Raw genomic sequence first — 12,250 nt, 5'->3', positions numbered from 1 at the left:
TACTTCGGATTTGTTACATCTGGCCGGGCTCTCAATGACGGAATGTGATTGTGCCGTTGCGCAGCGAAGCGCCACTACCTTGAGTAGTGGCCTGAATACAAAAAAGACGGCCTCTCCGTCCCGTTTTCGGTACGGAGAGGCCGAATGACTTAAATCCTGGACAGTGCTTTTCGGAGCGGATCGAGCCCCAGCGAACCCAGGTTCAGGGCGTCGCGGTGAAAGGACTTGAGGTCGAAATCACTGCCTTTACGGAGCTTTGCCTCGTCTCGGGCCTGCAACCAGATCCGCTCGCCGACCTTGTACGACGGAGCCTGCCCCGGCCATCCCAGGTACCGCTTCCACTCGAACCGCAGCACCTCCTCTGCCATCCGGGTATGCGCCCGCAGGAACTCCCAGCCCAGCTCCGGTGTCCACCGCTCGCCCGGGTGGAAGCCGAACGGGTTGTCCCGGGGGATCTCCAGCTCCAGATGCATGCCGATGTCGACGATCACCCGCGCCGCCCGCAGCGCCTGACCGTCCAGCATGCCGAGCCGGTCGCCCGGATCGGTCAGGTAGCCGAGGTCATCCATCAGGCGTTCCGCGTAGAGGGCCCAGCCCTCACCGTGCCCGGAGCACCAGCAGAGCAGCCGCTGCCAGCGGTTGAGCGCGTCGGCGCGCAGCAGGGTCTGGCTGACCTGCAGGTGATGGCCGGGCACGCCCTCGTGGTAGACGGTGGTGACCTCACGCCAGGTGGAGAAGGTCTCCTGGCCCTCGGGCACCGCCCACCACATCCGGCCGGGGCGGGAGAAGTCCTCGCTCGGGCCGGTGTAGTAGATGCCGCCGTCACTGGTCGGGGTGAGGCAGCACTCCAGCTTCTGCGCCGGCGGCTCGATGTCGAAGTGGGTGCCGTTCAGCTCGGAGATCGCCCGGTCGGAGAGCGCCTGCATCCAGTCGCGGAACTCCTCCTTGCTGCCGATGTTGCGGGCCGGGTCGGCGTCGAGGGCGGCGACCGCCTCGTCGATGGTGGCGCCACGGCCCGCGATCACACCGGAGACCGCGCGCATCTCGCGCTCCAGCCGGTCCAGCTCCTCGAAACCCCAGAGGTACGTCTCCGTCAGGTCCACCTTCGCGCCGAGGAAGTACTGCGACGCCAGTGCGTACCGCTCCTCGCCGGCGGCCTCCTTGTCCCGGCCGCGCGGGGCCAGCTCCTCCCGGAGGAAGGTGCCGAAGGCGCTGGTGGCGGCGGTCGCGGCGGCCGCGCCCCGGCGCAGTTCCTCGGCGAGCGCGCCGGGTGCGTCGAGCCGGCCGGCGAGGGAGACGAAGAAGTCGTCGCGCTCCGGGTCGGTCCAGGCGTCGCACTGCTCGGCCACCGCCAGCAGCTGTGCGCGGGCGCTGATCAGGCCGGCGTCGGCGCCCTCGAGCAGGGTCCGGCGGTACTGCTCCAGGGCGGCCGGGAACGCCTTCAGCCGGGCCGCGATGTTGGCGACCGCCTCGTCACCCTCGGTGTGCATCACGTCGAACGCCATCCGCAGCCCGTGCAGGCCGCTGGAGATCACACTGACGTCGGTGGCGGCGTAGCCGGCGTCGAACCGGGCCAGCTCCAGACCCAGCCGCTCCAGCATGGCGTCCTTGGCGACCTGCTCGGACTCGTGCTCCGGCTCGGTGACGTCGAGGTCGTTGATGGTGCGACGGAGCAGCTCCGCCTGCGCGGTGAAGCCCTCCGGGGAGAGATCGTCGGTCTTGTCGTCGTAGCCGGAGATGCCGACCGCGGTCGCGCCGGTCGGGTTGAGCTCGGCCCACTCGTCGACGTAGCGGTTGGCGAGTTCGTCAATTCGTCCCACCTCGCCGACCCTACGGGACAGCGGTGTGCGATCGGGTCCACTCGAGCAGGCGGTCGGCCGGCCAGGTGTTGACCACCCGATCGGCGGGGACACCGCAGAGCGCGGCCCGCCCGCATCCGAAGTCGAGCCAGTCCAGCTGGCCCGGCGCGTGCGCGTCGGTGTCGATGCTGAACAGGCAGCCGGCCTCCACCGCGACGGTGAGCATCCGCTTCGGCGGGTCGAGCCGGTCCGGCCGCGAGTTGATCTCGATGGCCTTGTTGTGCTCCAGAGCGGCCGCCAGCACCTTGTCCAGGTCGAACGTGCTGGGCGGGCGGGTGCGCGCCCGGGAGTGCGCGGCGTCGCCCTCGCCGGCCGCGGAGACCTTGCGCCCGGTCATGTGGCCGAGGATGTCCAGGTGCGGGTTGGCCAGCGCGGTCACCATCCGCCGGGTCATCCGCGCCGACTCGTCGCGCAGCTTGCTGTGCACCGAGCCGACCACCACGTCGAGCCGGGCCAGCAGCTCGTCCTCCTGGTCGAGCGAGCCGTCCTCCAGGATGTCCACCTCGATGCCGGTGAGGATGCGGAAGCCGTCCGGCAGCGCCTCGTTCAGCCGGGCCACGTGGTCGAGCTGGCGGCGCAGCCGGGCCGGGGTGAGCCCGCGCGCCACGGTCAGGCGGGGCGAGTGGTCGGTCAGCGCGAAGTACTCATGGCCGAGGTCGGCCGCGGCCAGCGCCATCTCCTCGATCGGGGAGCCGCCGTCCGACCAGTCGGAGTGCACGTGACAGTCACCACGCAGCGCGGCGCGCAGGGCGGCGGCCGCGGCCGGCTGGTCGGTGCCCTCGGTGGCGGCCATCCGGCGCAGGTAGACCGGCTCCTCACCGGCCAGCGACTCGGCCACGCAGCGCGCGGTGACCTCGCCGATGCCGGGAAGTTTCGCCAGCGTGCCGGCCTCGGCGCGGGCGAGCAGCTCGTCCTGCGGGGTCTTCGCGACGGTCGCCGCCGCCGACCGGAAGGCCTTCACCCGGTAGGTCGCCTCGTTCGCCCGCTCCAGCAGGAACGCGATGCGCCTCAGGTCGGCGACCGGATCACGGGATGACATGTCCACAGACTATGCGCCTAGGCTGCACGGAATGCGGACGATCGATTGGGTGGACGACGCGGTCGAGATCATCGATCAGACGGCGCTCCCCGGTGAGCTGCGGATTCTGCGGCTGCACACGGTGGGCGAGCTGATCGCGGCGATTCAGTCGCTGGCGGTGCGCGGCGCCCCGGCGCTCGGTGTGGCCGGCGCCTTCGGGGTGGCCCTGGCGGCCCGGGTCCACGCCGACGACCCGAGCGCCCTCGCGGTGGCGATCCGCAAGATCGAGAACGCCCGGCCGACCGCGGTGAACCTGGCCCGCGGCGCGCGACGGGCCGCGGCCCGGATCCCGCTCGGGCCGGAGGCGGTGCTCGCCGAGGCGTACGCGATCCGCGACGAGGAGATCGCCGCCTCGAGAGCGATGGCGTTCCGCGGCGCCGACCTGATCACCGCGCTGTGCGGCGCCCGGCCCCGGCTGCTCACCCACTGCAACACCGGCGGCCTGGCCGCGGTGACCGTCGGCACCGCGCTGGGCGTGGTCGGCGAGTTGCACCGCCGCGACCGGCTGGCCGGGGTGATCGCCAGCGAGACCCGGCCGCTGCTGCAGGGCGCCCGGCTCACCTCCTGGGAGCTGACCCGCTGGGGGATCGAGCACCGGGTCGCGGTCGACTCGGCCGGGCCGTTCCTGATGGCCCGCGGCGAGGTGGACGCGGTGATCCTGGGCGCCGACCGGATCTGCGCCAACGGCGACGTGATCAACAAGGTGGGCACCTACTCGCACGCCCTCGGCGCGCACCGCGCCGGCATCCCGTTCGTGGTGGTCGCCCCGGAGTCCACCGTGGATCTCGACACCCCGAGCGGGGCACAGGTGGAGATCGAGGACCGCGGCGCGGCCGAGGTCACCGCGTTCAGCGACGCGGTGAACCCGGCCTTCGACATCACCCCGCACGACCTGGTCACCGCGATCGTCACGGACCGCCGGGTGATCCGGGTCGATCAGGGCGAACAGCCCTAGGCCTGCGGCTTCCAGGGCTTGAGCCAGTCGGTCTCCGGCCAGCCCTCGGCGGCGGCCATCAACGGGTACGCCGTGGCGCCGTCGATCGACTCGCGAACGATGTCGGCGTGGCCGGCGTGCCGGGTCGTCTCCTGGATCAGGTGCAGCAGCACCCAGCGCAGCGACCAGAAGTCCCGGTCGGCCGGGTTCCACGGCACCGAGTGGTCGATCGGCACCGGGTGCTCCAGGTCGGCGAGGTCCAGCACGGTCTTCTCGGTCGACGCGGCGATCCGGTCGTAGCGGGCGAACACGTCGTCGATGCTCTCGTCGTCGGCCAGCCGGAAGTTGGTCTCGTAAGCCTGGTAGTCCACCGTCTGCGGCTCGCCCCGCACGATGGTCATCCAGCTCTCCTCGGTGGTGGCGACGTGCTTGATCAGCCCACCGACGCTGAGCGAACTGGCGCTGGGCGTGGCCCGGAGCTGCTCCTCGGTCAGCCCGAACGCGGTCAGCCTGAGCACGTACCGGCTCTGGGCGAGGTAGGCGAGCAGGCCCTCCTGCTCGTTGGCGATCGGACCGACCTGACCGGGCATCGGGACTCCTTCGGTTGGCTTGCTCCGTCAGCGTCCACGTTAGAGCAGCTTGCGGTCACTTTCTGGCCGCAAAGCGACAACTTCGCCGTCGCCCACCGAGGTCACCCAGCCGCCGGACCGTCCCAGGTCCAGCAGCGCCCCGACCGACGCGGGCAGCCGCTCCGGCGCACCGGGCACGGCCGGCCAGGCCCGCCGGGCCCGCGCACCGGGCTCCAGGTGCGGGATCAGCGCCGCCACCGGATCGGCCTGCTCCAGAGCCGTCGCCATCCGTTCCAGATCGCCGATGAGCTGCCGCAGCTCGCCGCGCACCGCGGTCACGTTGCCGCCGCACATCGCCGCGGTCAGCTCGGCCCGCGTCGCGGCCACCCGGGTGCCGTCCCGGAACGAGCCCGCCGCCAACGCCCCGGCCAGCGGATTTCCGGCGATCTGCTCGGCCAGCACGGCCGCGAACAGATGCGGCACGTGGCTGATCTGCGCGACCGCGACGTCGTGCTCGGCGGCGGTCACCGGCACCACCCGCGCGCCCATCGAGGTGACGAGACGGGCCAGCGACAGCCAGTCGGCCAGGTCCGTCTCGTGCGGCTCCAGGCAGAGCACCCACGCGCAGCCGGCGAACAGATCCGCCTCGGACACCGCGAACCCCGAGGTCTCCTTGCCGGCCATCGGGTGGCCGCCGACGAACCGGCGCGCACCCATCAGGTCCCGCACGGGACCTTTCACCGAGGTCACATCGGTCACCAGGCCGTCGTGCCCGGCCAGCTCGGCAGCCACTCGCGGCAACACCGTCAGTGGTACGGCCAGAGCGGTCACCTCGGAGTGTCGCACCGCATCGGTCACCGAGCCGGCGATGGAGAACCCGCTCTCCCGGGCGAGTTCCCGGGTGGCCGGATCAGCGTCGAAGCCGGTGACCTCGTGCCCGCCGGCCGCGAGTGCCCGCAGCAGAGAACCGCCGATGAGTCCCAGACCGATGACCGCTGTCCTCATGCTTGGCAGTCGTTCTCTTTCTCCCACGCGGCCACCTCGGCGACCGGGCTCTTCTGCCCACCGTCACGCCAGGACCGCAGATATTTCGCCGGCCAGATCACGCCGCGCCGCACCTTCCAGTCGCCGGTCTCGGCGCACGGCGGGGAGATGCCGTAGTGCAGGTGACAGACGTTGTTCGCGTTGCCGGTCTTGCCCACCTCGCCGAGCAGCTGCCCGGCCCTGACCCGAACCCCGGCGTCGATGCCGTCCGCCACCTCGCTCAGGTGCGAGCCGTAGTAGCGCACCCCGTCGTCGCCGCGGAGCGACACGGACAGCCCGCCGTTGAGCGGCCCGTCCGGCCGGCCTTTCACATACGCATCGGTGCGGCTGACCTCCAGCACGACGCCGCTGGTGGTGGCGACGAACCGCTCACCGCAGTCGGCGAACAGGTCGGTCGCCGGGTATTTCCCATGAGTGCCGTGGAAGTCCACGTTCGAGGCGTCGACCGGGAACGCGTACTTCACCTCGGCCGGCTCGGCGCTGCTCCGCTTCGCCTCCGGGGAGGGCGTCCCGGCCTTGGCGGCCGGGGCCGGCGCTGCCGCCGCCGACTCGGTGACCTCCGGCTGGGCCGCCGCGCTCGTCGCGGGCTCGACGAACCGCGGCGTCGCCGCCGGCGAGCTCGGCGCGCCCGCTGACCCGCAGCCGGCCAGCACGGCCGCCGCCAGAGTCAAACCCGAGAGAGTACGGAGGAAACGCACCGGGTCATCCTGACAGAAGTGGGTGAACATCGCCGACTCACAGTGGCTACGCTGAAACCCTTGCCGGTGGATTCCGGGTGCTGTCCGGCGGCGCGGAAAGGGGACCGAGATGGCTGATCGGCCGGCTCCGTGGCCCGCGGCCGCCCCGCCGCCGCCCGGTTACCTTCCGCCGCAGCGCGACCAGCAGCTGCCGTCGTCCTACCCCGGCCTGCCGCCGCGGCCGGTCTATCGGGAACCGCACCCGGTGAGCGCGCTGGCGGTGGTCAGCGGGCTCGCCGCGACCACGGTGTGGTTCGCCCTCTTCGGCAGCCTCGGCCGCGACCTCGCGTCGTACGCGTGGTGGACGATCGGCGCGGCCGTCAGCGCCTGGCTGGTGTCCCTGCTGCTGGCCGTCCTCGGTGACCGCGGCATGGCGGTCGGCGTGGCCGTGGCGAGCGGCGCCGGCCTGTCCCTCGCGATGGGATTCGTGGCCGCCCGCTGGATCGGCACGCAGGACTGGCCGCTGTGGTAGTTGTCCGACTTCGACCAGCCTGAGCGGACACCTGGCGTGCCGTTTCCGTCGCCCTCGGGAGTGGGTCTGCCGAAGTGGCCATCGACCCTTGACGAACGTCGTACGGCTGGGCACTCTCGGCACCATGGCCCCCTCGCCACAACGGCTCGACCCGGATCGCTGCCGTCGTCGTCTGGAGTTGCTGGCGGCTCTCGCCCATGCCAAATCGGCGCGAGAGTCCGATCCGACGCAGCGGCTGCGCGGCATACGGCTGCGTGAGCTGATCGCCACCCGGCGCCGTCCGGGCAACTGAGGCTTCTCCGCGACCCGGCCGCAACCTCGTTGAGCGTGGCGCAGTGCGCCCGCCGCTGTACCCGCTACCGTCAGGCGCTGAGAGATAAGAGTCGCGTTGGGGGAATCGTGTCGATTTTCGCTGCCGCTGTCGCCCGGGGCAAGAACGGATGGACGGCGTCGGAGCTTGACCTTTCGGGACTGGCCGACATCGACGAGGTGGCAGACGCCCTTCGTGATGCCGAGCCGGACACCGACCTGGCGCTGTTGTTCGTCGAGAGCGACGACGAGTATTTGGCGATCCTGCGCCTCGACGAGGGCGAGGACCTGCGGGTCTTCGGCTCCGACTCGGCCTTCGCGGAGGAGTCGCGGATCGGATCGGTGCTGCTCGGCGAGGTGGAGACCCCGGCCCTCGGGATCGACGACCTGGCCGCCACGGACGACGAGGAGACCCCGGCCGGCGAGCCCGACGCGGACCCGGTCGGCGACGCCGAACTCCTCAACGACCTGGGCGTGAACGCGCAGCGGCTGCTCACGCTCTGCGGCATGGAGGGGATGCTGCCCTCCGACGTCACCGCCGAGATCTGCCAGCGGATCGGGTGCGGCGACGAGATGGAGGAGCTGCGCGAGGCGTGAACCGTCGCGACCGGCACGAGGCATGGATGCGGCGGGCGCTCGGTGTCGCGTCCGCCTCGCCCGAGGACGTACCGGTCGGTGCGGTCCTGATCGGCCCGGACGGCGCCGAGCTGGCGGCCGCCGGCAACGAGCGGGAACTCAGCGGCGACCCGACCGCCCACGCCGAGGTGCTGGTGCTGCGCCGGGCCGCCGCCGAACTCGGCACCTGGCGCCTCGACGGCTGCACCCTGGTGGTGACGCTGGAACCGTGCACCATGTGCGCCGGAGCGCTGGTGCTCGCCCGCGTCTCGACCGTGGTCTTCGGGGCGTGGGAGCCGAAGACCGGCGCGGTGGGCTCGCTCTGGGACGTGGTGCGGGACCGGCGGCTCAACCACCGGCCCGAGGTGTACAGCGGGGTGCTGGAAGCCGAGTGTGCCGCGCTGATGCGGGACTTCTTCCGCTAGCGGGTCCTCGGTGTGGTGATCTCGGGCCGCGTATGCGGGCCGAAATCACCACACCGGCTGGGGTGATGCTTAAGCCCGGCGCGGGCGCTACGGCCTGGAGTGGCACTCAGGTCGCTGGTAGCCACGGGGCCTTTCGTAGCCCGTACCGTGAAGGGTCTAAGCGATCGCCGTGTCCAGGCCGATCCGCACCATGTTGCTGAAGCCCTGCTCACGTTGCGCTGAATCCATCGCCTCGCCGCGCTTGATGTGGTCGCTGACGGTGAGGATGGTCAGCGCCTTGGCGCCGTAGCGGGCGGCGATCGTGTAGATCGCGGCGGACTCCATCTCGACCGCCAGCACGCCGTAGTCGGCGAGCGAGTCGTAGAGGTCCGGGCGGTCGGTGTAGAAGGCGTCCGCGGCCAGGATCGGGCCGACCCGCATCGGGACGCCCTGCGCCTCGGCGGTCTCGACCGCGGTGCGCAGCAACCCGAAGTCGGCGACCGGCGCGTAGTCGACCAGCCCGTCGAAGCGGGTCCGGTTCATGTTGGAGTCGGTGGCCGAACCGATCGCGGCGATCACGTCGCCCAGGTTCAGGTCCATCGCGAGGGCGCCGCAGGAGCCGATCCGGATGACCGACTTCACGCCGTACTCGTTGATCAGTTCGTGGGTGTAGATCGAGGCCGACGGCATGCCCATGCCGGAGCCCTGCACCGAGACCCGCTCGCCCTTCCAGGTGCCGGTGAAGCCCAGCATCCCGCGGACCTGGGTGTAGCAGACCGCGTCCTCCAGGAACGTCTCGGCGATCCACTTCGCCCGCATCGGGTCACCGGGCAGCAGCACCCGCTCGGCGATGTCGCCCGGCTTGCCACCGATGTGCACGCTCATGCCAGCTCTCCGTCTCGCTCGTCCATGTCGAAGATCTTGCCAGGTCAGCAGCGTCGCGCGGGGTTATGGGTGACCCGGCGGCAGGAGCGTCCGAGCGTCCGGTAACGTACTTCCCGGTGGTGTGTCCGAGTGGCCTAAGGAGCACGCCTCGAAAGCGTGTGAGGGTTTACGCCCTCCGCGGGTTCAAATCCCGCCGCCACCGCCAGCAGAGCCCGGTCCCACGGACCGGGCTCTCTTGTTTTCTCTCTTGCTTTCCTCCGTCACACCAGTCACGCTGTGTGCCCTCCGTTGAGGGGGCCGCGCGTCGGATCGGAGGCTCCTCCGTTCGGTTGTTCGCCATGATCAGCGCGCATTGTGTAACGGCGGCGTTTCGTCGCAGGTCAGAGCATGTGGCTACGTTCTGTAGTGAATCATGGACCGCCCAAAGACATAGGGTGTTGCGCAAGTCACGCAGCCGAAATACACCGGATCAGACAATGCGGTTCCGACCGGGCGGCGAGAAACTTTCACAGAATCGCCCCACCCAGATCTGTCGATGCCTGTCCTAGATTTGACACGTGAGAGTTCAGCATCACTGGTGGAATGGGGACGTCCGACTTCAGCGCCGTGACGTCTACGTCCGCACCGACGGCGAGATCTGGGAGGTCGAAGCCCAGATGGGCGGCCCCGAGGGCAAGTCGAAGGTGCAGCAGTGTCCCGGTCGGGCATCCGCGATGATCCTGGCCGACGCGTGGCGTGGTCCACGCTGGCGGTGGCGCGAGCTGTAAAAGCGCGCCAGGAGCCCCCCCCCCCCCTCCAGGCTGCGCCGCTAACTGCTCGACTTTCTCGGCCAGCCTTCACGACGAGCCGGATCCGCGAGGATCCGGCTCGTTCGTGTCTGTGCCATCCGCTTTGCGACGCACGTAGTGTCCGATGTGCGCGAAAATTAGTGATCTAGCCTGGAATGCCCATCGGCCGGGTAGGAGGCGATCACCATGGAAGCCACAGTTACCGATCATCGCAGCGACGTCGCGGTGCTCCATCTCTGTGGTGAGCTCGACGCGGACACCGCGAGCGAGCTGCACTCCCGACTCGCCGACCTGCTCGAACGGCCGGTGCCGCGGATCGTCGTCGACCTGACCGAGCTGAAGTTCTGCGACTCGGTGGGGTTGAGCGCGTTCATCACCAGCAAACAGGTGATCGCGGCACGCGGCGGGTGGCTGAGCTTCGCCGGCGCCAACCCGTTCCTCACCCAGCTGATGGAGACGGTGGGGCTGGGGAGGTACTTCGCGATCTTCCCTGAGGTGGATGACGCGATAGCGGCCGCGCAGCTGTGATCAGCTTCTGGTGAAGAGGCGAGGGCCGGCTCCGATCGGGAGCCGGCCCTCGCCCGCACTGTTTTCAAGCCCGACGATAGACCGGCTCCACTGACCGCCCGACAGCGGGGGCAGCCTAGGATGTGCGAACTTCAATATCCCGGAGGTCGTTCCACGCTCGGGGCCGCAGCCGTCCCCGCCCAGGCGGCCGGGACGTCGTGGTCGGCTGCGAGAAGCAGGCGGAGACGTACTGAATTGTTCGGCGTAGTCGAAAGGCCGGACCCGCCGGGTCCGGCCTTCAACGTCTGCCCTGCTCGGGCTGGCGGAGGATACGAGATTCGAACTCGTGAGGGTGTTAACCCAACACGCTTTCCAAGCGTGCGCCCTAGGCCTCTAGGCGAATCCTCCGTGCGCCAGGATACATAGCCGGGCCCTGGCAGGTGACGCGGGGAGGGGGCGCACACGGACCGCGGCGGGTTGGGTAGGCTTCAGGGCAGCCCCTCGTGCGGCGTGTATCTCGTGAACCTCCCCAGGGCCGGAAGGCAGCAAGGATAAGCGGGCTCTGACGGGTGCACGAGGGGTCCTTTCGTTGGTGGCGCGGATGCGCATCACTTCCGGGGCACGGCGTTTTGTTCTTGTCAGACCCTCGACGGAGAATGGCGCGGTCGTCAGGAGGTGGCAGGAGTGGCGCTCGCCCTCTATCGGAAGTACCGGCCTCGCACCTTCGCCGAGGTCATCGGTCAGGAGCATGTCACCGAGCCGCTGTCGCAGGCCTTGCGCAGCGGGCGGCTCAACCATGCCTACCTGTTCTCCGGCCCACGGGGCTGTGGCAAGACCTCCAGTGCCCGCATCCTGGCCCGCTCGCTCAACTGTGAGCAGGGCCCCACACCCGACCCGTGCGGCGTCTGTGGCTCCTGCAAGTCGCTGGCCAACGACGGCGTCGGCTCGATCGACGTCATCGAGATCGACGCGGCCAGCCACGGTGGCGTCGACGATGCCCGTGAGCTGCGGGAGAAGGCGTTCTTCGCGCCGGCCAACAGCCGTTACAAGATCTATGTGATCGACGAGGCGCACATGGTCTCGTCGGCCGGCTTCAACGCGCTGCTCAAGCTCGTCGAGGAGCCGCCCGAGTTCGTCAAGTTCATCTTCGCCACCACCGAGCCCGACAAGGTGCTCGGGACGATCCGCTCGCGGACCCATCACTACCCGTTCCGGCTCATCCCGCCGGCGGTGCTCCGGCCGTACCTTCAGCAGCTCACCGACGCGGAAGGCGTCCACGTCGACCCGGCGGTCTTCCCGCTGGTCGTGCGCGCCGGCGGCGGCAGCGCGCGGGACACGCTCTCGGTCCTCGACCAGCTGATCGCCGGCGCCGGGCCCGACGGGGTCAGCTATTCGCGGGCGGTCGCCCTGCTCGGCGTCACCGACGTGGCGCTGATCGACGAGATGTGCGACGCCCTGGCCGCCGGTGACGGCGCCGCGGCGTATGCGGCGATCGACCGTGTCGCCGAGGCCGGCCACGACCCCCGCCGCTTCGCCTCCGACCTGCTGGAGCGGCTGCGCGACCTGATCGTGCTCCAGCAGGTGCCCGACGCGGTGGCGAAAGGCCTGATCGACGGCCCCGCCGACCAGCTGGAGGCGATGGCCGGCCAGGCCGCCCGGCTCGGCCCGGCGACCCTCTCCCGCTGCGCCGACATCGTGCACAACGGTCTGGTCGAGATGCGCGGCACCACCGCGCCTCGGCTCCTGCTGGAGCTGATCACGGCCCGCATGCTGCTGCCCGGGGCCGAGGACTCCACCGGCGCGCTGCTCCAGCGCCTGGAGCGCTTGGAGCGCGGCGTTCCCCTCTCTTCGGTACGGAGTGAGCACGCCCCTCCGGAAGCTGACGGTCCCCACCCCGCCCCGGCGTCGGTGACCGCTGCCGCCGATCTTCCGGTCAGCGGTGACGTTCCCGCCGGCAGTAGTGCTGCCGGAGCTGCTGCTGGGGCTGCTGGCGGAGCAGGGCTGGCCGCCGCGCGCGCCGCGGCTGCCGCCGCTCGGCGGGGGTCCGCG

14 protein-coding genes, 2 tRNA genes and 1 other RNA gene are annotated in these 12,250 nt (G+C 70.4%); 10 read left to right on the top strand and 7 right to left on the bottom strand.

Annotated features, from left to right (window positions below; genetic code table 11):
• Positions 1-149: 149 nt before the first annotated feature.
• Together AB0F81_RS00085 and AB0F81_RS00080 are read right to left on the bottom strand one after the other, a co-directional pair.
• The gene (locus AB0F81_RS00085; protein WP_360188469.1) at positions 150-1,820 is read right to left on the bottom strand and encodes a DUF885 domain-containing protein; all 1,671 of its coding nucleotides are present in this window, start codon (positions 1,818-1,820) and stop codon (positions 150-152) included.
• Positions 1,821-1,830: 10 nt separating this feature from the next.
• Positions 1,831-2,898, bottom strand: coding sequence for a PHP domain-containing protein (locus tag AB0F81_RS00080; protein WP_360188466.1), 1,068 nt, complete (start codon positions 2,896-2,898; stop codon positions 1,831-1,833).
• Between the two features lie 31 nt (positions 2,899-2,929).
• On the opposite strand from AB0F81_RS00080, the gene mtnA reads away from it, so the two are divergent.
• Entirely contained in the window at positions 2,930-3,892 is a 963-nt protein-coding gene (gene mtnA / locus AB0F81_RS00075) for an S-methyl-5-thioribose-1-phosphate isomerase (RefSeq protein WP_360188463.1), read from the top strand.
• On the opposite strand, the gene AB0F81_RS00070 is transcribed toward mtnA, so the two are convergent.
• The 3 genes from AB0F81_RS00070 to AB0F81_RS00060 are packed head-to-tail and all read right to left on the bottom strand — an operon-like array spanning position 3,889 to position 6,182.
• The gene (locus AB0F81_RS00070) at positions 3,889-4,461 is read right to left on the bottom strand and encodes a DinB family protein (protein WP_360188460.1); all 573 of its coding nucleotides are present in this window, start codon (positions 4,459-4,461) and stop codon (positions 3,889-3,891) included. The two genes, mtnA and AB0F81_RS00070, sit on opposite strands and share 4 nt — an antisense overlap.
• A 39-nt stretch (positions 4,462-4,500) precedes the next feature.
• Positions 4,501-5,445: a prephenate dehydrogenase/arogenate dehydrogenase family protein gene (locus AB0F81_RS00065; protein ID WP_360188457.1), complete on the bottom strand. Its 945-nt coding sequence runs from the start codon at positions 5,443-5,445 to the stop codon at positions 4,501-4,503.
• Complete coding sequence (locus AB0F81_RS00060; RefSeq protein WP_360188454.1) at positions 5,442-6,182, bottom strand: M23 family metallopeptidase; 741 nt, start codon at positions 6,180-6,182, stop codon at positions 5,442-5,444. Before AB0F81_RS00060 ends, AB0F81_RS00065 begins: the two co-directional genes overlap by 4 nt.
• Positions 6,183-6,291: 109 nt before the next feature.
• Here AB0F81_RS00060 and AB0F81_RS00055 point away from each other — a divergent pair, with 109 nt between their 5' ends.
• The 4 genes from AB0F81_RS00055 (at position 6,292) to AB0F81_RS00040 (ending at position 8,042) form a co-directional block, all read left to right on the top strand.
• Positions 6,292-6,693: a hypothetical protein gene (locus tag AB0F81_RS00055; protein ID WP_360188451.1), complete on the top strand. Its 402-nt coding sequence runs from the start codon at positions 6,292-6,294 to the stop codon at positions 6,691-6,693.
• Positions 6,694-6,781: 88 nt separating this feature from the next.
• On the top strand, positions 6,782-6,985 hold the full coding sequence (locus tag AB0F81_RS00050; protein ID WP_360188448.1) for a hypothetical protein: 204 nt from the start codon (positions 6,782-6,784) through the stop codon (positions 6,983-6,985).
• Between the two features lie 107 nt (positions 6,986-7,092).
• Positions 7,093-7,599, top strand: a complete 507-nt coding sequence (locus AB0F81_RS00045; RefSeq protein WP_360188445.1) for a tRNA adenosine deaminase-associated protein — start codon at positions 7,093-7,095, stop codon at positions 7,597-7,599.
• Positions 7,596-8,042, top strand: coding sequence for a nucleoside deaminase (locus AB0F81_RS00040; protein WP_360188442.1), 447 nt, complete (start codon positions 7,596-7,598; stop codon positions 8,040-8,042). Before AB0F81_RS00045 ends, AB0F81_RS00040 begins: the two co-directional genes overlap by 4 nt.
• 156 nt (positions 8,043-8,198) lie before the next feature.
• Here AB0F81_RS00040 and deoD read toward each other — a convergent pair whose 3' ends face one another.
• Positions 8,199-8,906: a purine-nucleoside phosphorylase gene (gene deoD, locus AB0F81_RS00035; protein ID WP_360188439.1), complete on the bottom strand. Its 708-nt coding sequence runs from the start codon at positions 8,904-8,906 to the stop codon at positions 8,199-8,201.
• Between the two features lie 115 nt (positions 8,907-9,021).
• On the opposite strand from deoD, the gene AB0F81_RS00030 reads away from it, so the two are divergent.
• The 3 genes from AB0F81_RS00030 to AB0F81_RS00020 all read left to right on the top strand — a co-directional run bounded on the left by AB0F81_RS00030 (position 9,022) and on the right by AB0F81_RS00020 (position 10,222).
• Positions 9,022-9,111, top strand: a tRNA-Ser gene (locus AB0F81_RS00030).
• 352 nt (positions 9,112-9,463) lie between these two features.
• The gene (locus AB0F81_RS00025) at positions 9,464-9,673 is read left to right on the top strand and encodes a hypothetical protein (RefSeq protein ID WP_360188436.1); all 210 of its coding nucleotides are present in this window, start codon (positions 9,464-9,466) and stop codon (positions 9,671-9,673) included.
• Positions 9,674-9,880: 207 nt separating this feature from the next.
• Entirely contained in the window at positions 9,881-10,222 is a 342-nt protein-coding gene (locus AB0F81_RS00020; RefSeq protein ID WP_360188433.1) for an STAS domain-containing protein, read from the top strand.
• A gap of 299 nt (positions 10,223-10,521) precedes the next feature.
• Here the strand turns inward: AB0F81_RS00020 and AB0F81_RS00015 are convergent.
• Positions 10,522-10,609: transfer RNA gene (locus AB0F81_RS00015), tRNA-Ser, on the bottom strand.
• Between the two features lie 84 nt (positions 10,610-10,693).
• On the opposite strand from AB0F81_RS00015, the gene ffs reads away from it, so the two are divergent.
• Both ffs and AB0F81_RS00005 read left to right on the top strand, forming a co-directional pair.
• Positions 10,694-10,790: signal recognition particle sRNA small type (gene ffs, locus AB0F81_RS00010), an RNA gene on the top strand.
• Between the two features lie 95 nt (positions 10,791-10,885).
• Positions 10,886-12,250, top strand: a 1,365-nt coding sequence (locus AB0F81_RS00005; RefSeq protein WP_360188430.1) for a DNA polymerase III subunit gamma and tau, incomplete at its 3' end; no start/stop codon positions are given.

It is taken from the genome of Actinoplanes sp. NPDC024001 (genome assembly GCF_040638955.1).
GTDB lineage: Bacteria > Actinomycetota > Actinomycetes > Mycobacteriales > Micromonosporaceae > Actinoplanes.
This window is presented reverse-complemented; position numbering and strand designations above follow the sequence as displayed.

Bases quoted from the DNA above. Each gene is read 5' to 3' on its own strand.
- AB0F81_RS00065 (WP_360188457.1), bottom strand. From the start codon at position 5,445: ATGAGGACAGCGGTCATCGGTCTGGGACTCATCGGCGGTTCTCTGCTG.
- deoD (WP_360188439.1), bottom strand. From the start codon at position 8,906: ATGAGCGTGCACATCGGTGGCAAGCCGGGCGACATCGCCGAGCGGGTG.
- AB0F81_RS00020 (WP_360188433.1), top strand. From the start codon at position 9,881: ATGGAAGCCACAGTTACCGATCATCGCAGCGACGTCGCGGTGCTCCAT.
- mtnA (WP_360188463.1), top strand. From the start codon at position 2,930: ATGCGGACGATCGATTGGGTGGACGACGCGGTCGAGATCATCGATCAG.
- AB0F81_RS00055 (WP_360188451.1), top strand. From the start codon at position 6,292: ATGGCTGATCGGCCGGCTCCGTGGCCCGCGGCCGCCCCGCCGCCGCCC.
- AB0F81_RS00070 (WP_360188460.1), bottom strand. From the start codon at position 4,461: ATGCCCGGTCAGGTCGGTCCGATCGCCAACGAGCAGGAGGGCCTGCTC.
- AB0F81_RS00080 (WP_360188466.1), bottom strand. From the start codon at position 2,898: ATGTCATCCCGTGATCCGGTCGCCGACCTGAGGCGCATCGCGTTCCTG.